Source organism: Mucilaginibacter sp. Mucisp73 (genome assembly GCF_059491465.1).
The window spans coordinates 3,844,947-3,869,697 of the sequence record NZ_CP168507.1 but is presented as its reverse complement, the minus strand read 5'-3'; the positions used below and the strand labels follow the sequence as shown (position 1 = coordinate 3,869,697).

At 45.8% G+C, this 24,751-nt stretch carries 19 protein-coding genes; 17 read left to right on the top strand and 2 right to left on the bottom strand.

Features of this window, described 5'->3' with window-relative positions:
* Positions 1-78 precede the first annotated feature (78 nt).
* Together ACEN82_RS16110 and ACEN82_RS16105 are read left to right on the top strand one after the other, a co-directional pair.
* Positions 79-936, top strand: coding sequence for a sugar phosphate isomerase/epimerase family protein (locus ACEN82_RS16110; RefSeq protein WP_413318462.1), 858 nt, complete (start codon positions 79-81; stop codon positions 934-936).
* A gap of 3 nt (positions 937-939) precedes the next feature.
* A complete protein-coding gene (locus ACEN82_RS16105; protein WP_413318464.1) occupies positions 940-1,875 on the top strand; it encodes a sugar phosphate isomerase/epimerase family protein in 936 nt (311 codons plus the stop codon).
* A gap of 184 nt (positions 1,876-2,059) precedes the next feature.
* Here ACEN82_RS16105 and ACEN82_RS16100 read toward each other — a convergent pair whose 3' ends face one another.
* Positions 2,060-2,581: a protease gene (locus ACEN82_RS16100; RefSeq protein WP_413318466.1), complete on the bottom strand. Its 522-nt coding sequence runs from the start codon at positions 2,579-2,581 to the stop codon at positions 2,060-2,062.
* Between the two features lie 143 nt (positions 2,582-2,724).
* On the opposite strand from ACEN82_RS16100, the gene ACEN82_RS16095 reads away from it, so the two are divergent.
* Positions 2,725-3,837, top strand: a complete 1,113-nt coding sequence (locus ACEN82_RS16095; RefSeq protein WP_495643984.1) for a metallophosphoesterase family protein — start codon at positions 2,725-2,727, stop codon at positions 3,835-3,837.
* A 48-nt stretch (positions 3,838-3,885) separates the two neighbouring features.
* Here the strand turns inward: ACEN82_RS16095 and ACEN82_RS16090 are convergent, their stop codons facing one another.
* Entirely contained in the window at positions 3,886-4,482 is a 597-nt protein-coding gene (locus tag ACEN82_RS16090) for an FMN-dependent NADH-azoreductase (RefSeq protein WP_413318470.1), read from the bottom strand.
* Between the two features lie 419 nt (positions 4,483-4,901).
* Here ACEN82_RS16090 and ACEN82_RS16085 point away from each other — a divergent pair, with 419 nt between their 5' ends.
* The 14 genes from ACEN82_RS16085 to ACEN82_RS16020 all read left to right on the top strand — a co-directional run bounded on the left by ACEN82_RS16085 (position 4,902) and on the right by ACEN82_RS16020 (position 24,750).
* Positions 4,902-5,486, top strand: coding sequence for a Pvc16 family protein (locus ACEN82_RS16085; RefSeq protein WP_090524152.1), 585 nt, complete (start codon positions 4,902-4,904; stop codon positions 5,484-5,486).
* A gap of 39 nt (positions 5,487-5,525) precedes the next feature.
* Positions 5,526-6,710, top strand: a complete 1,185-nt coding sequence (locus ACEN82_RS16080; RefSeq protein WP_413318472.1) for a hypothetical protein — start codon at positions 5,526-5,528, stop codon at positions 6,708-6,710.
* Positions 6,711-6,728: 18 nt separating this feature from the next.
* Entirely contained in the window at positions 6,729-8,183 is a 1,455-nt protein-coding gene (locus ACEN82_RS16075; RefSeq protein WP_413318474.1) for a phage tail sheath family protein, read from the top strand.
* Between the two features lie 11 nt (positions 8,184-8,194).
* Entirely contained in the window at positions 8,195-10,186 is a 1,992-nt protein-coding gene (locus ACEN82_RS16070; protein WP_413318476.1) for a phage tail sheath C-terminal domain-containing protein, read from the top strand.
* Positions 10,187-10,304: 118 nt separating this feature from the next.
* Positions 10,305-10,736 carry a phage tail protein gene (locus ACEN82_RS16065; protein WP_090524162.1) on the top strand — a complete coding sequence of 144 codons (432 nt, stop codon included), beginning with the start codon at positions 10,305-10,307 and terminating at the stop codon, positions 10,734-10,736.
* Between the two features lie 2 nt (positions 10,737-10,738).
* A complete protein-coding gene (locus tag ACEN82_RS16060; RefSeq protein ID WP_091171169.1) occupies positions 10,739-11,197 on the top strand; it encodes a phage tail protein in 459 nt (152 codons plus the stop codon).
* A 4-nt stretch (positions 11,198-11,201) separates the two neighbouring features.
* On the top strand, positions 11,202-11,384 hold the full coding sequence (locus tag ACEN82_RS16055) for a DUF5908 family protein (protein ID WP_091171172.1): 183 nt from the start codon (positions 11,202-11,204) through the stop codon (positions 11,382-11,384).
* On the top strand, positions 11,384-12,055 hold the full coding sequence (locus ACEN82_RS16050; protein ID WP_413318479.1) for a CIS tube protein: 672 nt from the start codon (positions 11,384-11,386) through the stop codon (positions 12,053-12,055). Before ACEN82_RS16055 ends, ACEN82_RS16050 begins: the two co-directional genes overlap by 1 nt.
* Positions 12,056-12,061: 6 nt before the next feature.
* Positions 12,062-13,813 (top strand): type VI secretion system tip protein VgrG, encoded by a 1,752-nt coding sequence (gene vgrG, locus ACEN82_RS16045; RefSeq protein ID WP_413318481.1) that lies wholly within the window; start codon positions 12,062-12,064, stop codon positions 13,811-13,813.
* Positions 13,814-13,822: 9 nt separating this feature from the next.
* A complete protein-coding gene (locus ACEN82_RS16040) occupies positions 13,823-14,113 on the top strand; it encodes a PAAR domain-containing protein (RefSeq protein ID WP_413318483.1) in 291 nt (96 codons plus the stop codon).
* A 3-nt stretch (positions 14,114-14,116) separates the two neighbouring features.
* Positions 14,117-14,539 (top strand): GPW/gp25 family protein, encoded by a 423-nt coding sequence (locus ACEN82_RS16035; RefSeq protein ID WP_413318485.1) that lies wholly within the window; start codon positions 14,117-14,119, stop codon positions 14,537-14,539.
* Between the two features lie 9 nt (positions 14,540-14,548).
* On the top strand, positions 14,549-17,845 hold the full coding sequence (locus tag ACEN82_RS16030) for a baseplate J/gp47 family protein (protein ID WP_413318487.1): 3,297 nt from the start codon (positions 14,549-14,551) through the stop codon (positions 17,843-17,845).
* On the top strand, positions 17,842-20,553 hold the full coding sequence (locus ACEN82_RS16025) for a baseplate wedge protein (RefSeq protein ID WP_413318489.1): 2,712 nt from the start codon (positions 17,842-17,844) through the stop codon (positions 20,551-20,553). Before ACEN82_RS16030 ends, ACEN82_RS16025 begins: the two co-directional genes overlap by 4 nt.
* An 18-nt stretch (positions 20,554-20,571) precedes the next feature.
* The gene (locus tag ACEN82_RS16020) at positions 20,572-24,750 is read left to right on the top strand and encodes a hypothetical protein (protein ID WP_413318491.1); all 4,179 of its coding nucleotides are present in this window, start codon (positions 20,572-20,574) and stop codon (positions 24,748-24,750) included.
* Position 24,751: the final 1 nt, after the last annotated feature.

The window sequence follows — 24,751 nt, the reverse complement described above, 5'->3', positions numbered from 1 at the left end:
CCATAGGAGGATCCGCTCTGTATAGTTCGCGATTGCTTCGTACCTCGCAATGACGCCTTTTTTAAATCCTGATTAACCATGAAAAAATCAACCATTTTTATAGCCTTCGTAGCCGTTATGGCTTGGGGACAAAACAAAGCTTCAGCACAAAGCAAACCATTATTTACCGGCCCGATAGGGGTGCAGGCTTACACATTTCGCAGTAGTATGCCAAAAGGTACCGCTGCCGTGCTGGATACTATAAAATCATTGGGCATAACTGAAATTGAAGGCGAAGGGCCGAAAGGGATGCCGCCCGAAGAGTTCAGGAAAATGTGCGATGACCGCGGTATCAGCATCCCATCAACCGGGGCGGGGTATGAAGCCATTGTTAATGATCCGGGTAGTGTGATCAAGCTGGCTAAAATATTGGGCGCTAAATATGTGATGGTTGCCTGGATCCCACATGGTAAAGAGTTTACTTTGGATGATGCCAAGAAAGCCGCTGCCGATTTTAATCGGGTGGGTAAGATCCTAAGTGAAGCGGGTTTAAGCTTCTGTTACCATAATCACGGTTACGAGTTTGGAACTTATAACGATGGTACACTGTTTGATTATATCGCCCAAAATACCGATCCGAAATATGTCTCGTTCGAGATAGATATCCTGTGGTCGTTCCATGGCGGGCAGGATCCGGCTGCATTGATCAATAAGTATCCGTCGAGGATGAAACTGATGCACCTGAAAGATATCCGCAAAGGCGTAGCTAACGACCTTACCGGCGGTACCGATACCAAAAATGATGTTGCCTTAGGTACCGGGCAAATTGATATCCCCGAAGTGCTGAAAGCTGCAAAAAAGGCGGGTATTAAACACTACTTTATTGAGGATGAAAGTCCGTCGTACAGCCAGCAATTGCCTGTTACCATTGCCTATCTGAAAGGTTTAAAGGATTAGTATATGAGTAATTTAAACCGTAGGCAAGTGTTAAAAGCGATAGGTTTAACGGCGGGGGCTGCCGTATTGAGCGAAACCGGAGCGGTAGCAGCGCCCATAGCTCCAAAAACAGGCAATGGCTTTGTTTACTCATTAAACATGAGCACCATCCGCGGGCATAATCTTGGTTTTGTTAAAGAGCTTGAAGTAGCTGCCAAAGCCGGTTTTACCTCAGTAGAGATCTGGATAGATACCCTGCAAACTTATCTGCAAAGCGGCGGGTCATTGACTGAAGCCAAAAAGATCATCGCGGGCTTAGGTCTGAAAATTGAAGATGCCATAGGTTTTGCCCCATGGCTGGCCAATGATGAACCTACCCGTAAAAAAGCGCTGGAGCAGCTTCAACGGGAAATGGACATGCTGGCACAGATAGGCTGTCATCGCATTGCAGCCCCTCCGGCGGGCGTGACCAAAGGCCCTGTACTTGATCTGGATGTGGTAACCGAACGATATCTTACCATCCTGAAAATGGGCGAACAAACCGGTGTTATGCCTCAACTGGAAATGTGGGGCGGCTCACAAAATCTGAAACACATAAGCCAGGTACTTTATGTAGCTACGCAATGCGGTAAAGCGAATGCCCGCATTTTGCTCGATGTATTCCACATTTTTAAGGGGCAATCAGCAGTAGAGAGCCTAAATTATGTTGGTCATCGCGCACTGGATATTTTTCATGTAAATGACTATCCGGCAGGTATCAGTCCTGAGCTCATCTCCGAACCCGACAGGATCTATTGCGGAGATGGTATCGCCCCGATTAAACAGATCCTGCAAATAGTTAAAAACCCCGAACGGCCGCTGGTAATCTCGTTCGAGGTTTTTAATAAAAGTTATTATGCACAGGATGCTTTAACGGTGGCTAAAACAGCGTTGAAGAAAATGAAGGAGGTAGCCTCTTGATTTTCGGAGGGATTAAACACCGTATAGACTCACCCCGACATCGCTGCGCTCGTCACCCCTTTCTACGCGAGCGTAAAGAGGGGGGCATTTTTTATTTTCGTTTCCCTCTTTGCGGCGAAGCCGGAGAGAGGGTGGGCCAGCGAAGCGCAGACCGGGTGAGTTGACTGTGCGCGAAGATGGGGGATTACTTCCCTTCATAAACAAACGCTACACTGTCTTTCACGGTAAGCCCGCTCATATTTTGCCCTACGTAAATAACAGTATATTTTGATGGTTTACTGATATCATAAGCCTTTAGCAGGTCAATAGTAGCCGTTAAGCTATCCTTTAGATTAACTTTAATATAGCTGCTAGGCGGTGGCGGCATAATTCTTTTGGCCATTGCGCCTTTGTATAGTATTTCCTGACCGCTTGCATCTTTAATGTCAAGATATTTGCTCATCAATGGCTCAAATGGGGTATGCCATTTGCAAAATTGACGGGCTGTGTCGGCATCGTTGTAAACGGTGAATTTTAGCTCAACGGCGTCTCCAATTTTAATTGTGGGCTTTATTTGCATTTTGGCAAACAGGCTGGCGCTTATAGCAGGGGCAGAACTTTGATTTTTAGCAGAATCAGAACCGGCAGATGTGTTTTTAACATGATTAACACTACATGCCGATAAAGTAAGCAGGGCTGCAGATAAGATTATTTTGTAGTTTTTCATGCCGCAAAGGTAAGCACTTCAATTACCATTGGCCTGATAGAATTTTGAACCCGTGATTTCAGGCTGGCCCTGTTAAACCCTAAACCCCAATTTAACCCTGCCTTAATATTAGGTTGCGTAATTTTGTTGACATCATGGAGCAGATGGCTTTAATTTCCTCGTTAAAACACACAGGCCCGGTCATCAAAAAAGATCAGCCGGATGACAGCTATAAATTTCAGCCCCTGCCCGAACCCTCCGGCAATTATCCCTATCATCTATCCATACATGATGTAGTGCCCGGCATTGCTGATGACAAAATGGTTTTTCATATGGTAGGGGATACCGGCAGCATCCGTAATCCGGGTTCGCAAAGGCGCATAGCGGCTTTAATGGCTGCACAGTATAAAGCGCTTTCCGGCGCCGGTAAACCGAAATTTTTATACCATTTAGGTGATGTCGTTTACAACTACGGCGAGGCTCAAAACTATTATGAGCAGTTTTTTGAACCCTATAGCCTTTATCCCGGGCCGATATTCGCGATAGCCGGTAACCATGATAGTGATGTAAATCCTGCTGCCGCGATGCCGTATCAAAGCCTTGATGCTTTTACAACTGTGTTTTGTGATACTGTTTCGCGCCCGGTAATGCTAAGCCGAAGGATAGACCGCAAAAGCATGCCTCAGCCCAATATTTACTGGACAATGGATGCCCCGCTGGCAACCATCATCGGTTTACATACCAATGTGCCCAAGTACGGCGTTGTTACCCGCGAGCAGCGTGAATGGTTTATGGAGGAACTGCGATCTGCCGATATGCAGCGGCCAGATAAGGCAATTATCCTTTGTATGCACCATGCCCCTTATTCGGCAGATATTAATCATGGAGCCAGTTTGCCGATGATTGATTTTTTAGAAGGTGTTTTTGAAGAAACCGGCATCAGGCCTGATATAGTTTTTAGCGGGCACGTACACAATTATCAGCGTTTCAGTAAGGAATATAATGACTTAACCATGATGCCTTATATTGTTGCCGGTACCGGAGGCTTTGATGAATTGCATCCAATTGCTTTGACCGACAATACGGGTTTTACTGCCGAAGATTCCAGGTTTGATGGGGTTAGCCTTGAATACAGTTGCGATACCCGTCATGGTTTTTTAAAGATCGCTGTTGAAAAGATTAACAATGGGCTCACCTTAACCGGTGAATATTACACTTTAGCCGATGAGGACGAAAATACAGCTGTTTTAACGGATAGCTTTGTTATTAAAATTTAAAACAAGAACACCCGAAGAAAGCAACTACTTCCTCCGGATGTTTTAATATTAAAGCTCAATTGCCTGTATCGCTTTATCTAAAGCAATTTCCTGCATGCCCGGTACCTTTACGCCCTCAACTCTAAATGCTTTAATATCCGTCATCCCCATAAAGCCCAGTACAGCCCTTAAATAGGACTCGGTGAAATCATAAGCTTTCATGAATCCTTCAGAATATACTCCGCCCGATGAAATGGCAAGGTATACTTTTTTATTTTTAACTAATCCCTCAGGTGTTTTTCCATCGTATTTGAAAGTTTTGCCCGCACGTGCAACATGATCTATCCATGTTTTTAAGGTTGATGGAATGCCGAAATTGTACATTGGTGCATCAATAACTACGGCATCGGCATTCATTAGTTCGGCAATTGCCTCGTCCGAATGTTTAACGGCTTCAACAAGCGCTGGTGTCCTTTTTTCTTCAGGAGTGAAAAAAGATGTTATGTGTGCTTCTTCCAGGTGTGGGAATGGAGTAGTGGTTAAATCATGAGTAGTTAATGTATGATCGGGATGGGCCGATTGTAATTCACTTACGATGGCCCTGCCTAATTTTACGCTGAATGATGCTTCGCCCCTCGGGCTGCTAATTAGATGTAATATTTTCATTGCTGTATGTTTTGTAGCAGCAAAATTACCCCTAATAGATATCAAAAAGATACTACTATCCTAAAGGATACCGGTATCCTTTAGGATAGTAGTATCTTGATTTTGAGATATTTGTTTGAACATCAATTAGATATGAGGTTCTCCGGTTTTGTCGATGTTACGCCGCGCTTAAATTATGGAATTTGAAGAAGAGTGCGCCGTGACAACTGGTTATCCATTTTAAAAAGTTCGTTTTTGATAAAATTTGCAGGTTTTGTGTTGTTTTAACCTGTTCATTACCACGTATTTATACGTGCCTTAATTGCGTATAAATACGTGGTAATTAGCGTGCATACACTTGCAGGTTACTAAAGCCTGATGCCCAATTTTGGATTAACATCAGCAGCTAACCTGCAAACACCTATAAACATCTAATTATCATGATTTACCAAACCGTAAGTTTTTTAGCCGAGCAGTTAAATAACTATCTCAAAACAACCGACGGGAACAGCGGGCTCAGCTCAAGCTTCACCCAGCTTAAAAACGTGGCCCACCTGAGCGATGATGAGATCAAAGGGCTTGAGAATATCCTGGTAACGCTGGTAAATATATCCGAAGAGTTTACCATGAAAAACATACCGAACTATGTACGCAACGGCGATGATATTAACTATCGCAACGCGCCAATGTACCTTAACCTGTATGTTTTGTTTTCGGCTTGTTTGCATTCTTCTTATGAAAAATCACTGATCTTCCTGTCGCATATCGTCGAATTTTTTCAGGGCAAGAGCACTTTTACCAAACAAAACAGCCCGACCACGAAAGTAGGCCTCGGCGATTTTCGCCTTATACTTGATATCTACTCGCCCACATTTGAGCAGGCCAATTACCTGTGGAGCACGCTGGGCGGCAAACAATTTCCATATGTATTGTACCGCGTCAGACTGATTGAAATACTGCGCGATAATGTGACCGAAACACGAGGCATCATTAAAAAGATAGAATTGAGCGATAAATTGAGCTAACGATTAGTGCCGGCGATTAACCTGTAAATTATAAACCCGATGGTACTGGACCTGAACTACGAAACGCTTTTTGAGGTTGACATCCGTCATCATTATCACCTGGATGACGGTATCACACTCTTTGACACGCTGAGTGCCGACGCGCGCCTGGCCATGCTGGAGCGCTATGATATAGGCAGTTTCATGAGCGTGACGCCTACTAAAGCTACAAGGGCAAAGTTCGCAGGCTTGCACATGGTTTATAAACAAACCGAAACCGGCATTATTACCGGCATCCCATACACCTTGAACGGAGGTAAGGAGCAGCCGCAGATAGTACCGCCGGATAATACCGTTTTTAGCTTTAGTTTGGCCATTAACGACGGGCTTTTTGCCAACTACAGCTCACTGCCGTTAAAGGCGCCGGATGGTATGGTATACTTTTTTACCAACGATCCTTCGTATTCGCCGCGCGTGGCTCCGTTTTTAACAGCGACACCGAATGTGTACAAGGCTGCTACCGACTATTACCCCGGCGATATGCTGGTAGATAACCAGGCTGCGCCAACTAAATTATTTATCGCCCAGAAAAAGAATAACCTTGATCCGGAAGCGGGCGCTACCCCGGCGGGCAACTGGGTAGCTGATCCGCTGGTAGGCGGAAAACCGCTGGCCTACGCAAGTAATAATGATTTGATCCGCCAATTTGGACGCATATTTACTTACCAGGTTACGGTGGCTAATAAAACCCCGGCACTCACTATAAAAGATCGCTTTGGCAATGTTGTAAACGTGCCCGGTAGTGTGGAAACCGGGCCTTTGAACATCATCAAAGCTGATATGGGCAATTTACCGGAAGGTTTATATACTGCCCACCTGGCAACCGCAGGTTATACTGACGACTTTCCGTTTTATTACAGTATGGATTCATCGGCCTGGGCTTTTATTGATATCTGTGTTAAAACAAGCGGTGCAACTTATAACCTGCTACAGGCGGATACCACGCTTAAATCGCCGGTGTTTAGTTTACGGTTTAAAAACCGGGCAACCTACTGGCGCTATATAGGTAAAACTTTTGGTGCGGCGTCAGTAACTGATAACCCGCTGCCCCTTACCCGGCAGGGTTTCATAGCTGTGAAAGTGAAGGATAAAAATAATCATCCAACCACTATCGACCTGCCCAATGCAACGGCATCCCTTATTAAACCAGAAACCAACCAGATTTTTTCAGACATATTTTTTTAGGAAGTAAAAAACAGTAATATGGCAACAACATACAAAACTCCGGGTGTTTACGTGGAAGAAATTCCACTCCTACCTCCATCGGTAGCCGAGGTTGAAACGGCTATCCCGGCCTTTATAGGCTATACACAAAATATTAGCTATAACGGGGCATCGCTGCAGTACAACCCTGTCAGGATCAAATCGCTTAAAGAGTATGAGCAGATTTTTGGTTTTGCCGAGAATACCCTGTTCACCACAACCGGAACGGCAACCGGTATTAAAATCAAAAAGGCGGCCGGTGTATTTTCATTTGATGCCGCGGTTGACGATCCTTACGCAGCCTTGAAATTCAGGATGTACTATTGCCTGCAGCTTTACTTTGCCAATGGCGGCGGCCCTTGTTACATTGTTTCGGCAGGTCAAACAGGTGCAGCTGTTAATGTCGACAAAGCTTTGCTCGGAAACGCGCTTGCCGCGGTTCAAAAGGAAGACGAGCCCACAATCTTGCTGTTTACCGATGCCGTAACCCTTACCGCACCTGCAGACTATTATGGCTTATTTACCGCGGCATTGGCCCAGGCTGCATTTCTGCAGGATAGGGTAGTACTTATTGACCCATATGTGGCAGTAGCCGATAAAGGGAAAAAAGCGTTTGGCGATATCGCAACTGCGTTCCGCACAGCTATCGGGGTTAATAACCTTAGTTATGGTGCTGCCTATTATCCATGGCTGCAAACCAGCATCAATTATTTCAGCAATGAAAGCAAACAACTAATTGTTTCAGGCACAGGCGTTACACCAACGGATTTTCCGGCCGCTGCCGTTCTGCGCGATGATGCCAACACAGCCAATTCTATCTATCACTTAAACAGTGATCTGTATAATTATATCAAACAGCAAACCAGCCTGTTCTCGGTTATTTTACCTCCCGCAGCGGCAATAGCAGGTGTATATGCTTCTGTTGATAATACGCGGGGTGTTTGGAAAGCGCCGGCAAATGTGAGCCTTAACATGGTAGCAGCCCCAATGGTAAAAATTGATGATGCCGACCAGGAAGATATGAATGTTACCAGTACCGGTAAATCGGTAAATGCTATCAGGGCATTTTCGGGCAAGGGTGTATTAGTTTGGGGAGCACGTACGCTGGCAGGTAATGACAACGAATGGCGTTACATATCCGTAAGGCGTTTCTTTAACATGGTCGAAGAATCGGTTAAAAACTCAACCCAGCCCTTTGTATTTGAGCCTAATGATGGTAATACCTGGGCAAAGGTACGTGGTATGATAGCCAACTTTTTAATACTGCAATGGCGTGCAGGCGCTTTACAGGGCGCCAAGCCTGAGGATGCCTTCTTTGTACACGTTGGCCTTGGTGAAACGATGACCTCGCTGGATATACTGGAAGGCAGGCTCATTGTTGAAGTAGGCATGGCTGTGGTTCGTCCGGCCGAGTTTATCATTCTTCGTTTCAGTCATAAAATGGTTCAATCTTAAATCAATTAGTCATGGCTTATAAAACACCCGGAGTTTACGTGCAGGAGATTGCACTGTTTCCGCCATCAGTTGCCCAGGTTGAAACCGCTATACCCGCCTTTATAGGTTTTACAGCTTTTGCATTAACTCCTGAAGGCAAATCATTGGTAAATGTACCAACCCGCATAAAATCGTTGCTCGAGTTTGAAAGCTTATTTGGCGGCGGCTATGTACCGGCAACCATTAAGGTTACTGTTAATCCGGCTACAAACCAGATCCTGAACGTGGTACCCGATAAGCGGTTTCACCTGTATGTATCGCTCAGGCAGTATTTTGACAATGGCGGCGGGCCATGCTATATCGTTTCGGTGGGAGATTTCTCGTCTGCAGTAACAGCGCCGCCTTTATCAGGAGGTATCGATACCCTATCGGCCGAGGATGAGCCTACACTGATCCTGTTTCCCGATGCGGTTGAGCTGGTAAACGGTGGTAACCCCGACCTTGTTGCCTTTAGCGGTTTGCAAACCAAAGCGTTGGGCCTGTGCGCTTCCATGCAGGATAGGTTTTCGATACTTGATGTGCTGCAGGGCGATAAACGCCAGGATGTTAGCAATAAGCCTATTGACAACTTCCGCAGCTCGATAGGGATCAATAACCTTAACTACGGCGCGGCATATTATCCCTGGATCATAACCACTTATGATGTCAATGTTGATTTCAGGCAGATGGAATTTTGGAATAATGCAGGGGTACCGGCCAAGATCACCAATTATGATGGCTTTTCAAAAAGCACTGATGAAAAGGCGCTGGTAACCAATCTGCAAAATGCTATCAAAGATACTGATAAAGTAATCGGATCTGTATTTAGCAACGCCGCCGACGCTACTGCATTGAGGGTAAGTGGTATTGATGCCGTTAAAGCAAAGCTAACCGCACTGGCAAATAATATCGCTCAAAATGTAACTCCCGATGTACAGCTAACCAGTTACCTCGATTTGTTGGCCGCCATTGTTACCGCGGGTAAAAAGGCTAAAGATGCACCCGCTGTTGGTGCGTTGTATGGCAAAGATATTGATGCCTTGAGCAAAGATGCAAAACTTGCGGCTGCCATCACCAACCTCATTGCCTACGAAAAAAATGCCAAGGTTGCTGCTAATACAACCGCCGGCCGCAATCCAACGCCTGTTTATTCGGTATTGGATAATACAGCCTGGATAACCAATTCAACCTATGCGGCAATAGCTGCCAATGCAGATAATTTTACCAAAGATGCAGCCGGCGCACTTTCCATTGTACAGGCACTGCAGGATACCGTTGCCACCATTTTAACAGGTTTTGGCGCATTAATAAACGGTGCCCTGTTTTATGAAAACCTTGCCGAGCAGGCTTTATTCTCGGGCAACGTATTTTTCAGCGCTGCTAACTCGGCAATAACGCTTAAAATGAGCACTATTCCCCCGTCTGGGGCAATAGCAGGGGTGTATGCCAATGTTGACGGTACCCGGGGTGTTTGGAAAGCGCCTGCCAATGTAAGCCTTAACAATGTGATTGGCCCCGCTGTGAAAATTGACAACAGCGACCAGGACGATATGAACGTTACGGCTACGGGTAAATCAATCAATGCTATCAGGGCTTTTGCGGGCCGGGGCACTTTGGTTTGGGGCGCGCGTACCTTAGCAGGTAATGATAATGAATGGCGCTATATCCCTGTCAGGCGTTTCTTTATCATGGTTGAAGAATCGGTTAAAAAGGCTACTTATCCTTTTGTATTCGAGAACAATGATGCCAACACCTGGACAAAGGTGCGGGTAATGATCCAGAACTTTTTAACGCTGCAATGGCGTGCCGGTGCCTTACAGGGCGCTAAACCCGAAGACGCATTTTTTGTACACGTTGGCCTTAACGAAACCATGACCGCACTTGACATTTTGGAGGGCCGTATGATAGTTGAAATTGGTATGGCTGTAGTAAGGCCTGCCGAGTTCATCATCCTCCGCTTCTCGCACAAAATGCAGGAGAGTTAATGATATGGTCTATTAATTAATTTCATAAGTATTGAAAATTAGTCTGTTGGCTTTAAGCTTTATGCATTTCGCTTTTAGCTTCGATATAAATCAATGAATTTCATTTAAAACAAATAAAATGGCAAATTATCCTCTACCCAAATTCCATTTCCAGGTTGACTGGGGTGGCACACGCATCGGTTTTACCGAAGTAACCGGCTTACAGATTGAAACCGAAGTGGTTGAATACCGCGAAGGCAGCAGTAAGGAATACAATAAGGTAAAAATGCCCGGCATGCGCAAATACGGTAACATCACCCTAAAACGCGGCACATTTGCTAACGATAACGAGTTTTATGATTGGATGAACACCGTAAAACTAAACCAGATAGACCGCCGCGACCTTACCATTAACCTGCTTAACGAAGAGCATCAGCCGGTAGTTACCTGGTCGGTTAAAAATGCCTTCCCGGTTAAGATCCAGTCGGCCGATTTGAAAGCAGATGCCAACGAGGCTGCAATTGAAACGCTTGAGGTTGCGCACGAAGGTTTAACCATCAAAAACGGCTAATCATGGCCTTCGACGCTAAATCAGGTTATCCGCCTTTAGGTTTTCACTTTAAGGTGGTGTTTACGGGCATTGGCGATGAGGAAATCGACAGCCGGTTCCAGAACGTATCGGGCCTATCCATGGAGATGGAAACAGAATCCAAAAAGGAGGGCGGCGAAAATCGTTTTGAACACGCGCTGCCGGTAAGGGCCAAGTTTCCGGCACTGGTGCTGAAGCGAGGGCTCATTACCGAATCAAAACTGCTGATGGATTGGTGCAATAACGTGTTCAATAATTTTATTATCGAACCCAAAGACCTGACCGTAAGCCTGCTTAACGAGGAACATGACCCGCTTTTAACCTGGAATGTAGTGCAGGCCTGGCCAAAAAAATGGAGCCTGAGCGATTTGAATGCCGAGCAAAACAGTATCGCAATTGAAAGCTTTGAGCTGCAATACCAGTATTACACCCTTCAAACCTGATGTTATGCCAATTGAGATCAGAGAACTGAACATCCGCGTGAGCGTAAATCAAAGTCCTGCCGAACAGGATTCAAAGCCCTCAGGTGGCGGTGGCGGTAGTGGCGGCGGAGGCGGTGATAAAGATGAGATCATTGCCGAGTGCGTAGAACAGATACTGGAGATTTTGAAAAATAAAAACGAACGCTGATGGCCGATAACGTAACCAAAATGAAGATCGTGGCCTGGTCCGATCCGAAGAGCAAAAATGAAGAAGGCTCTATGACGGTACAGGTTAACCCCGAAAGCTACAGCCAGAAGATCGAGATCAAGTATTCTGACAAGCAGGCGCAGGGAACCTCGGGCAAGCTGCCCAAGTTTTCCAAGATTGAGCCGCAGAAGATGGATTTCGAGTTAATGTTCGATCGCACTGGGGTCATCAACGGCGCTACCGCCGGTGAGTTGGGGGTTGACGAGGATATCGACAACCTGCAGAAACTCATCATCGAATACCAGGGCGATAAACACCGGCCAAGGTTTGTAAGTATCTATTGGGGAACGCTTCAGTTTGACGGGGCCCTGGAAACAATGGATATCAGCTATAAACTGTTTGATAGCCAGGGCCGCCCGCTCAGGGCAATTGTAAAAGCTTCGTTCATTGGTTCGGTTGAGGATAAAAAGCGGGTAGCTAAAGAAAATGCCCAGTCGCCCGATTTAACAAAAATGAGGGTAATTAACGAAGGGGACACATTGCCGCTGCTCTGCTACCAGATATACGGCGATTCAAAGTATTACATAGAAGTAGCCCGGGCAAACAGTCTTAACGATTTCAGGTACCTTAAAACAGGCACAAAGCTCAAATTTCCACCATTAAATCAATAACAGATCATGGCAGATAGCCGCACCATAGAAACCACCCGGCCAAGTACCGTTGTTACCCCGATTGTAAAAATTGAGGGCACCGAGATACCCCGCACCATGCAGGTGGAGGCTATGGTGATTGATAAAGGCGTAAACCGGATAGCAGCCGCCAAACTGGTGATTATTGATGGTGATACCTCGGCCCAAAAGTTTGATGCCAGCAACGGCGACTTGTTTGTGCCGGGTAAAAACATCGAGATTTTGTGTGGTTACGAATCGGATAATTATACACTGTTTAAAGGTGTGGTTATCAAGCATAGTATCAAGCTGCGTAACAGCGGTTCGCAACTGGTTATTGAATGCCGCGATAAGGCCATTGCCATGACACTTGCCCGCCACAGCAAGTACTTTGGCGAAAACGTGAAGGACAACGATGCTATAACTACTATAGCAGGCACTTACAGCGGTTTAAGTACCGATGTTGCCGATATGAACATCACCACCAGCGACCTGGTGCAATACGAAGCTACCGACTGGGATTTCATAACCGGTCGCGCTGAACTGAACGGGATGCTGGTTTATACTGATGACAATACCCTTTCCATCAAAAAACCGGAAATAAGCGGCACCGCGGTTGTGGAATTATCATTTGGCGCAACCATGCTGGAGTTGGATGCCGAGATTGATTCAAGGATCCAGTTCCCCTCCATAACAGGCCGCACCTGGAACCCGGCATCACAGGAAATTGAAAAGGTTGATGCTAACCCGCCATCGGGCGAACTGAACGGCAATCTGACAAGTGATGATCTGGCTGGTGTATTTAATGAAAGTAAATATCAGCTTAACCATGGCGGCAAGCTTTCACAGCCCGAGTTGCAGGCCTGGGCAACATCGCTCAAGCAAAAACAGGTGCTTTCAAAAGTGCGGGGCAGGGTGAAATTTAAAGGCATCCATACAGTAAAGCCGGGGATGATCATTAAGCTCAGTAACCTGAGCGACAGGTTTAACGGCAACACCTTTGTAAGCCACATTCAGCATCATATCTCGGCCGGCGACTGGCAACTGGAAGTACAGTTTGGTTTGGATCCGCAATGGTTTACCGAAAAGTTTGAAACCAGTATAAAGCCTGCTTCGGCTTTAATTCAGGCAGTTCCGGGTTTGCAGATTGGGGTTGTAACACAATTGGAAAGCGATCCTGATGGCGAATGCCGCATCCTGGTACGTATGCCGGTGATCAGCGCTGATGATCAGGGGATTTGGGCGCGTGTAGCAACTCTGGATGCCGGCAAGGAACGCGGAAGTTTCTTTTTGCCCGAAGTTGGGGATGAGGTAATTGTTGGTTTTTTAAACAGCGATCCTCGTAAACCGGTGGTACTGGGCATGCTTAACAGCAGCAATAAAACCGCTCCTTTAACCGCGGCCGATGCCAATAACCAAAAGGGTTTTGTAACCCGCAGCAAAATGAAGCTCATTTTTGATGACGATAAAAAATCGGTAACCATTGAAACGCCGGCCGGGAAAAAGATAACTATGGATGAAGACGCCGGGGCGATTGAGTTAAAGGATGAGAACAACAACTCGATAAAAATGAACAGCGATGGTATCACCATCGAAACCCAGGGTAAACTGGTGCTTAAAGCCCAGCAGGATTTTAATGCCGAGGGAATGAACCTGGGCCTGAAAGCCAATACCGCCCTTTCGGCCGAAGGATCGGCCAGTGTGGAAGTAAAATCAAGCGGAACAGCAGCGCTTAAAGGCTCAATTGTACAAATAAACTAATAACAAAAAATGGGAGCAGCAGCAAGGATAGGCGATATGCACGTATGCCCTATGTTCAACGGGCCTTCGCCTCACGTAGGCGGGCCGGTAATAGGGCCGGGGATACCAACGGTGCTCATTGGTGGTATGCCGGCCGTATGCGTGGGCGATATGTGTACCTGCGCCGGTCCGCATGATTCGATAATCATGGGTTCGGCAACGGTGCTGATAGGAGGGAAACCCGCCGCCCGCATGGGCGATAGCACGGCCCATGGCGGATCAATAGTGTTAGGCTGCCCAACAGTAATAATCGGAGGCTGATCAATGGAACCAAAAATACCTTTTATAGGCAGGGGATGGAGCTTCCCGCCAAGCTTTGACAAGACTGCTGGTAAAGTTGAAATGCTTACCGACGAGGCCGATATTGAAAGCAGTTTGGGCATACTGTTCAGCACCCGGCTGGGCGAGCGCATTATGCAGCCAACTTTCGGGTGCGATTTACAAAAGATAGTTTTTGAGGCTGTAAACCTTACCCTCAAAACCTATATCAAGGATTTGATTGAAACTGCCATACTGTATTTTGAACCCAGGATAACGCTAAACAGCACCGAGGTTGACACCAGTATGGATAACGAAGGGATTTTGCTTATTAAGCTTAATTACACGGTGCGCACCACCAATTCAAGGTACAACTACGTGTTCCCTTATTATAAAAATGACATTACCAGCATAACTACCAACCAATAAGAACTAACCATGGCCTGTAACGATAAAAATCCGCTTCAACGTGATGGCTCAAGCCAGTCACAGCGCTTCCTGAAAGCGCTTGACCCAGCAAGCGCCCCAATTGAGGAATTGGGCATGGAAGACTGGCTTACGTTCGCTGCTGCTTATGCCGATAAAATAAATTATTATACCCTGAAAGACAGCCATTACCCCCAGGGCGATTGGAAACCGTTTTTCATCCAGGATAAAAAAGCGCTGCAGGATTTTTTGAAGCAGGTTGAGGTTAAAATGCAGAATGCCGGCCTGGGTTTTCCCGACTCAAGTATCAAAAGCGATGTTGAACCGCACCTGGCCCTGTTTATGTGTTTTATTATGCTTTTACAGCATTCGGAAGATGCATTGAACCAGTTTACCGGCCGGCACCTTGATTTTTATTTTAAACGGGTATTGCAGCTGCGTAACCGCCCCGAAGTACCCGATAAGGTACATGTAATATTTGAGCTTGCCCGTAACCTCACCGGTTTCCTGTTGCCGGAAGGCACACCACTTGATGCCGGTAAAGATAAAAGCACCAAACCCAAACCGGTTGTTTTTAAAACAAACGCAGAGCTGGCTGTAAACAGCGCCACTATAGCGGCTATGAAAAGCTGGTACCAATCGCCCGCGGATAAGAAGGTAGCCTATGCCGATGTTACTTTTTCGGCCGATGGTTTGGGTACGCCTTTTAAAGATGATGTACCTAAGTGGAACCCTTTTGGCAGCAAGAGCTGGCCAACGGCATCAATGGGCTTTGCTTTTGCATCAAAAGTATTGCTCATGAGCGAGGGTGACCGTACCATAACTTTAACACTCAACTTTTCTGGGCTCGGTACTATTGATCCTGCACTGCTTGCCCAACTGTTTAAAGTTTTTTTAACATCAGAAAAAGAGTGGCTGCAGGCCGATTTTCCAACTACAGATGCCTTTAAAGTTAATCAGCAGCAAATTATTATTACAGTAAATATACCGGCAAAGGCTAAGGCTGTTGTGCCCTATGATCAGGCTATTCATAAAGAAAATTATAAAACCGATTTCCCGGTAATCCGCCTACTGATGAGTGTTCAGGATAATGCCTATCCTGTTTATGTTGCGCTGAGTAAAGCTAAGCTCAATAATGTGCAGATAGATGTGACTGTGAAAGGCATGAAAAACCTGGCCGTTGAAAATGATAACGGTAAAATTGACCCATCAAAGCCCTTTTTTGCCTTTGGCGCTCTGCCAAAAGTTGGTTCAACCCTATACATCGGCAGCGCTGAGATCTTTCAAAAAGAGTGGACGGAAATTACGCCCAATATTGAATGGAAAGGTGTACCTGCTGACTTGAAAAGTTATTATACGGCTTATCGTACAGATTATCTCAAGTCGACATTAAGCCCCGGTGCATATAACATTAACGCCAGTAATGAGGCTTCAGATACTACGGGGACTTCGAGGGTGATAACAGCCAAAAGTGACTTTAAAGCAAAAGTAGCCTATATTAAAAACGGTGCATGGTTCCCAAGCGATGGCAGTGAGATCAACGTGCTCGATAATACCTTTACGCTTAAGCCGGATGGCGTTCAGCAAACGGTAAATCCCGCACCTTATTTTATTAATAAATACCTGTATTTTAATGTCTCGGGCTCTTTTAAACAGGGTAGCTGGCCGCAGGCCGAAAAGGCGCTGGTGCAACAGTACGTGCAACCAATGCAGATGTTTTTCCCGGTGCTGGGTTTTGTTGGGTTTCAGCAAACTGCTACTACAGTTCAAACACAAACCGAAAATTTTTCGGCAGGAGTTAAGGATAATTATATCCGTATAAGCCTTGCAAAGGATTTTATGCATAGTATATATCCGCAATTGTTTGCCGCTGCCATGACAGATACAACAAGGGCCGCGCTTATCCCTAAAGAACCCTATACTCCCGAAATAGCATCGCTAAAGCTCGATTACAAGGCATCGGCTAAAAATAAGATTGACGATTTGACCGGCAGTAATGATAACCCTGGTTTGCTGGCTGATTACGTGAACCATAACGTTCAATTTTTTCACGAAACACCATTTGGCCAGGCCGAGCAGCATGCTTTCCTCAAAAAACAATTCCATGGCCTTATTGATGGTAATATTACAGCCATACCCCAAGCGCCTGACCTTGCGGCATTTTACATAGGGATTGCAGGCATCCAAACAGGCTCGGTAGCCAGTATTCTTTTCCAGGTGGCCGAAGGGAGCGAAGACGCGCTTGCACCCTCGTTTTCGGATACTATTCAACCTAAATGGTATTATTTATCGGGCAATGAATGGCTTGCTTTGGATAAAAGCAATATCATCAGCGACGATACCAATGATTTTTTGCGCTCGGGGATCATCAAATTTTTAATCCCCGAAGGCGCTACAACCAACAATACATTCCTAAACCAAAGCCTCACCTGGCTTAGGGTTGAACTGCCAACTGCAGTAACGATAGATTCGGTTTGTAAATTCATCAACGTACATATCCAGGCTGCCGAAGCCGAATTTGCCGATAATGATAATGAACTTTCGCACCTGGAAACCGGGTTGCCCGCAGGTACAATCAGCAAACTGGTCGACAGGCTGCCGCAAATCAAATCGGTTACCCAGCCATATGCCTCGTTTGGCGGTTTACTGCCGGAAGATGACGGCGCTTTCCGCCTGAGGGTAAGTGAACGGTTGAGGCATAAACACCGGGCTGTCACCATCTGGGATTATGAGCACCTGGTAATGGCGCAGTTTCCGCAGGTGTTTAGGGTTAAATGCCTTAACCATACCAACGATAATATTGAAGTTGCCCCGGGCAGCGTAAGGGTGGTAGCCATACCTGATATCCGTAACCAGATCAGTTTTGATCCATTTAAACCTCGCGTAAGCAAAAATACCCTGAGCGAGATTACCAAATATCTGTCGGGATTAAACTCTATGCATGTTGACCTGCTGGCTATTAATCCTGATTATGAAGAGGTAATCCTTGATTTTAAGGTGAAATTTTACTTCGGACTGGATGAAAACCTATACGTGGCTAAGTTGAATACCGATGTGATTAATTACCTGTCGCCCTGGGCTTTTAACCGTAATGCCGATATTGATTTTGGCGGCATCCTGTACAAAAGTGTGGTGATCCGCTTTATTGAAGAACTACCCTATGTTGATTATATAGCCGATTTTAAGATGTACTTCACAGCATCGGGGCCCGCAAACCCCGATGTTTTGGAGGCAGGCAATTCAAAGGCAATCCTTGTATCGGCAAAGCAACATTTAATTGATACCAAAACCATACCTACATGCCCATGATTGATCAGTTAACCATACCGAAACAAATTGATACCAGCCTTGGGCCCGAGTATAATACTTTGCGCACCGAAGGTATGCAGCATATCCGCGACCTGGCCAGCGCCATCTGGTCGGATTATAACGTGCATGACCCGGGCATTACCACGCTGGAGATGCTTTGCTATGCGCTTACCGATCTTAACTACCGCATTACCCTGCCCGTTGAAAATATTTTAGCGGTTGATCATGACAATACCACCAGTATGCATGAGCAGTTCTTATCTGCCATAAAAATATTGCCCACTTACCCGGTTACACCCGACGACTACCGTCAATTATTTGTGCGGATAGATGGTGTGCGGAATGCCTGGATCAAAAAATCGCCCCATAGTATTATAGCCAACTATAAACAACCTGATGGTAAACCGCTGCTTCGTTACGCCAAACCCGGCGAAAATGCCCTGACCGGTAAAGAGGTTAAATTCGATTTAAAAGGCATCAACGATATCCTGATTGATTTTGAGGATTTTCCCGAATTGGGGGGCGATTCCGCTAAGATCAAAGCTAAACAGGATGACATCATCAAACAAATAAAATCTGTATACCATTACTTCCGCGAATTATGTGAGGATCTTGACCAGGTAAGGGCCGTTGAAAACCAGGAAATAGTTATCTGTGCCGAAATTGAGCTTCAGCCCCAGGCCGATCCTGAAATGATCTGGGCGCAGATCATGTTTAATATAGAGCAATACCTTACACCCGATATTAAATTTTACCTGCTTAAAGAATTGCTGGATAAAGGCATGCAGACCGACGAGATCTTTGAGGGCCCGGTACTTGATTTTGAAAACCTGCAGGGTATTGATGCCAAATTTGCTAAACAAGGGTTTATCATCCCGGCCGAACTTGCGGCCTCGCAATTGCGTACAGAGGTGCGCCTGTCTGATCTGTACCGCATTATCATGGAAATTGACGGTGTACGATTGGTGAAAAGAATTTCCTTTGGTTTTTGCGGCTGTACCGCGCCGCAGAGCGAGGTTGCCGATAAGATCTATAAATCAAACGAATGGCTACTTTGTGTACAGGATGGCCATAAACCTGTTTTATGCGAAACCAATTCATCATTCACATTTTATAAGGATGTGGTGCCTATCGAACTGAAACAGTCCGAAGCCCAAGCCGATCTTAACCAGCTTCGGAAAGACTGGCAGGACAATGTAGAGGCTAAAAAGATAGTTGATTTGCCGGTACCCGAAGGCGATTACAGGGATATAGGGCACTATGAAACCCTGCAAAATCAGTTTCCTGAAAATTACGGTATCTCGCCGCTGGGCCTGCCAGAAACTGCTACCACCGAGCAACGTTCGCTGGCCTTACAGCTTAAAGGTTACCTGCTGTTTTATGACCAGGTGTTGGCCAATTACTTCGCCCAGCTTGCAAATGCCAGGATTTTGCTTACTGCCGATGACAGCATCCGTAAAACCTATTTCAGTAATGCGGTAAATGGCATCCGCGATGCGGAAAAGCTGTTGGATGGTTATGCCCAATGGGAGAAAACGATTGATGATGTAATTAAAGAAACCGGGCAGGATAACTATCCCGAACGGAAAAATAAATTCCTCGATCATTTGCTGGCCCGTTTTGCCGAGCAGTTTAACGAGTACGTATTTTTAATGTACCGCATTTACGGCGAAGATTATCAGCGCAACATCATCAGGCATAAGGTTAAGTTTTTGAAAGACTATGACCAGATGAGCATTTGCCGCGGCAGCGGAATGGATTTGTACAACGCTAAAACGCCCGATCAGCAACTGGTGAATGTATCGGGCATGGAAAAACGGATCTCAATGCTGCTCGGTTTCTCTAACTATAAAATGCAGCAGCTTAGCGTTGAGGATTACCTTTTGTTTAAAGCCGATGCCCTGCATTATAACTGGACGATATCGCAGCTTGGTGTGGTGAAATTTAAGGGGAATGCAAATTATTCAAAAGAGATTGATGCTTATGAAGACCTGGGCCTGGTATCTGTACTGGCTTGCGACAGAGAAAACTATCGTTTAAGTCCGGGGCCTACCGCGGGTAAGTATGTTTATAATATAGCCAACTCTGCTGGTACTTTGCTTACTCATAATGATATGGAGTTCAGCGCCGCTGCCATCGAAACCGAGATTGCGTTCATCATCAAATTTATGCAAAACGATTTCAAGATGGAGGGCATGTACGTGATAGAAAATATCCTGCTGCGCCCGCCATTTGATTATACCGGCGATGACAACACTCATCACCAGTTTATGCCGGTTTGCCTTGATCCTAACGGTGTGTACTGCGAGCCGCTTGATCCATACTCATTCCGGGTTTGTGTGATACTGCCGGGATATAGCGTAAGGTTACGTAACACAGCTTTCCGCACCTATGCCGAGCGGCTCATCCGCACCGAAACGCCCGCTCATATTTTGCCGCGGATCTGTTTCATTGGGCATGACCAGATGGTTGATTTTGAAGTAGTTTATAAAGACTGGCTTACTGCCAAACACATAGCGATAAGTACTGATACGCCTATCGATCCGGTATTGAACAGCAAATTCATCGACGTGATTGAAAAACTGTACACTGTTTATCAGCAGGGGCAGCTAAGTGATTGCAATGACGACACCCAGGAAACCAACCCGATAATATTGAACAAAACCAGCCTTGGCACCTTGCAGGGCGGCACAAATAATAACAGTTAAAACCTAAATGAAAAAGCCATGCCACCAGTAACCAACATAAAACTCACCGATATAACTTTAGAGTATAACTCCTTTGTTGACAGCCAGGTGCTGACAGCCAAACAGCTGAATGATATTGTAGAGTTTTTTGAAGATCAGCAGCGCCTTACCCGTACCTGTTTAATTGGCGTTGGCCTGGTATGCGGCTTAAGTTTCAAAGGCGATGCCAACGGCATAACCATAGGCAAGGGCTGCGGCGTAACTACCGACGGCGATTTGCTTTATATGCCCGAAACAACCTATAAAAACTTCAGGGCCTATGATAATTCTCTGATCAAATACCCGCCGTTTTATCCCATGGGCACCGATGCCGCGCAAATGGCTTTATGGGAGCTGGTAACGCCCGATGATAAAGGCGCTTTCCCGGTTGATAGTTTTGCCCTCACCAATTTTAAATCAAAGGCCGGTAAGGAACTTACCGAAATGTACGGCCTGCTTTACCTGGAATATTACTCTAAAGATCCCGATGCCTGTACGGCTATTGATTGTGATAACCAGGGTCGCAAGCAGGTAGCCAAACCCAAAGTGTTGCTCATTGCCCAGGCTGATATGAACCAGATCATTGAGCAAACCGGTTCGGAGGTTATTTATGATGATATTTACAAAAAGTATTTCAACGCTTATAATGCCTATTTTGATGCTCCTGTTTTAGCTGCAAAACGCGTGTTCTTTAACACGCAAACAACCGCTTCATCATCAGCGCTTACCGCTGCCTTTTCAAAAATTGCGAATGACGGCGCCGGTGGTTTATCAAGTGCTGTTCAAACACTCTACAACACATTCAAATTTGCGCTCGATCCGCAATCTGTTTATCCTATTACAGGCATTGTTGCCAACATCAATACTACGTTAAGTAAAGCTACAGCCCCAATGCAGGCACAGTACTTGTATGATTTTTATAAGGACCTGTTAAGCGGCTATAATGAATTGAGGGCCATACTTTCGGATATCATTTATCAGTGCTGCCCCAATATTTATGCTTTCCCCAAACATATTATGCTGGGTGCTTTAAATACTACACCAACAGCAAAGCCAACGCCGTATCGCCATAAATTTTATGCCTCGCCGGCTATCAGCGCCAATAAAGATAAGCTGAATATAGCTATCAACCTGCTCGACAGGCTGAATATCATGAGCAGCGGGTTTACGCTGCCTCCGAGCCCGGTGGTGAAAATAACACCATCTACCGATAACAGTAAACCTTTAGAGGCAAGGGCTATCCCTTTTTATTATGGCAAGCCGATTGACCTGGCTCAAAAATGGAGTTATAGCCGGTGGCTGCAGGGCACAGATAAACTGATCCTTGGTTATAATGCCGGGGCCTATTCGCCAGCAAATGATATGGTGGTAAACCCGCTGGCCTATTCAATCGACTCCAATAATTTTTTCAGGATTGAAGGGCATATCGGTAAAAAATATACCGAGGCTATTGCCGCGGTTGATAAGATCAGGCAGGACAGTAACCTGCCATTTGATGTAGTGGCCATCCGTTTGGGCGATGTAAGCCTTAGCGATATCAATATAGATGATTATGCCTGCCAGTTTAATGATCTTGAAGCCACGTTAAAAGCTTTCCAGGCCGAGCAGAATTGCCTTTATGGTGATGTAAGCAAGTTTTTCTCAAGCTTTAATACCCAAACAGGTTATGCTGTGGCGAATGAGATCCGGTACCAGGCGGCCCAGCAGAAACTGGAATTGGCCAATGAGGAAGCAGCCGCCGCTCCTAAAATGCGAATGGCTGCTGCCAAAACAGCGGATACCGGCGAAATGCAGGCAACTGCACGTGAGCAGGTAAGCAGCGGATTTGCGATCAATAAAAGCACCGATAAATATGTGATGGACGGCGGTATCGACGCGGTTGACAATAATATCAATATTGCTCAAGGCAGTATAGGTTATTATGTAGATCAGATCCGCAGGCAGGGTGGGGCCATCAGTATTTCTGACTATGCAGAAGCCGCAGGTAAAACTGTGGATACCTCGGCAACAGGCTCATATGAGCAAGCTATTGCAGTTGATATCCCTGTGCGTATGATAGCCGGTACCCGTAACATAAGCCAGTGGCTGCCCGACAGGCTGGTTGATATTGACGAAGACACCATTGATAATTTTACAGCCCGCCTCGATGAACTTTGCAACGAAGTAAAGTTGGCTGCTCAAAAAAGCCGCCAGATTTTTGCCAAAAGCGATTATGTACGAAAAGGGTATGAAGATGATTATGAACTGCAGTTATGGCGCTTATCTGAAAATTGCTGTGCAGGCCAGGCGCTTGCTGTAATATTAAAAGAAATACAAGACCGCAAAGCCAAGCTCCTGCAACAGCTTACCTTTTCGGCCTATGCCGCCAATCATACCGGGTTAGAGCACCTGGCAGGTGTGCCGGCGGGTGGTACCTTTGTAATGGTTTATGCTACTGCGGTAACTGCACCCAGTCCAACCAGCGCTTCAGGCAAATCTCCGCTCGAAGACAGGTTAAAGGCGCTTGAAAGCGAACAGCAGTTTGTAAAAGGTTTTGCAAGTGATAGCGACGCGATGGCTTATATCGCCAAAAACACCGAGTATGATGACATTGCCGATGCTGTAAAATATTATGAAAGCCGGTCGAAACGTAAGTACACCCCGACAAATGAAGCTGAGGTGATCAAGAAAACTCAGGCCTTAGCGCTCGAACTGGGAAAATCAAGAGCTGTAGCTGCAAACCCCGATGTGCCTGCCGATATAGTATTTGCCGATTTTTGCCTGCCGTATATGTGCTGTTCCGATTGTCCGCCGGTGGCATTTATCATGCCTAAGCCACAGGTAGGACTTAGTTTACCTAAAGCCGTAGCATGTTCTGACGAAGGGTTGCTGCAGTTTAAAGTTTGTCCGGCTGATGGCGTTATCAAGGCCTCGGCTGGTTTTGAAACTACAGTTGTAACTAAAGACACAATAACCTATTTTGATACAACTAAAGTTAAAGACGGTGCATTTGGTCAGCAGATTAAATTTACGGTAAATGATCAGCCAACCGATTGCACTATTACCGTATTTAAACACCCGGCTGTTAAACCTGCGGCCAGTATAAGTGATACAACCCAGTTTGCCGTATTTATTCAACTAACAGCTACAACCAATCAGGCAGCAGGGGATACATTTGCTTACACCTGGACAATGCCCGACGGACAGGTACATGCTAATCTTACCACACCGGATGATAACATTACCTTCCAATATGCTGATCTTCGTGCCAAATTCCCTGATGGTAAACTAACCTTCACCTTATCTGCCAATAACCATGATTGTACCGATTCTGAACAGGTTACTATTACAGTAGAGATTCCTGAGGAACCTGTAGACCTGCAGTTGGCTGCCAGCGAAGTTTGTTCGGATGAGGGTAATATAAACTTCACTGCCGTACAACCCGCAACAGGGATTATCACCTCAAAAATAGCGGGAGATGCAGTTAAATTATTGGGGAGCCAGTGGGTTGTTGATCCATCGAAAGGTCCTTATGATGTTAGCATCAACGACTTTATGGTGAACGGCAAGCCGGTTCCTGCTTGTACGCTCATGATCCATGAGCATCCGCAGGCCTCGTTTGACTATAAGGTAACTATGGATAATGAAAAAGGTGCAGCTACGGTTACTTTAACAAATAAAACACCTAATCCGGGCAGCTTTAAGTTTACATGGACATTTGACGATGGAACTACCAGTAATGAGGTAAACACAGTAAAAGTGTTTGATATGCGCCAGTTTCCGCGTGGCCGTAATACAGTTATTACACTTACAGCAGTGAATGGTAAGTTTGAGAAGTGTCGTGCCGTGTTTACACCTACGCCGCCTGTTGCTTTGCCTCCCATAACTACCACTCCGGTACTTACCCACTTGCCGCCGGAAACCACTACACCGGTAGTTACTAAAGTTCCGCCTGTGGTTACTACGCCGCCAACGGGTACTACTGTACCGCCGGTGATTACAGTTAAGGATACACCTGCGGTAACACCATCGGTAACGCCAACACCAACTGTAACACCAAAAGCAGATCCATCTGTGATTAAAACGAGTACAACTGTAACACCGGCGGCAGATCCGGCTGTAACTCCTGTGACACCAAAAATAGCTCCGAAGATTATCAAAAAAGATCCGGGTACTACAGATCCGGGCACTGTTAAATAAT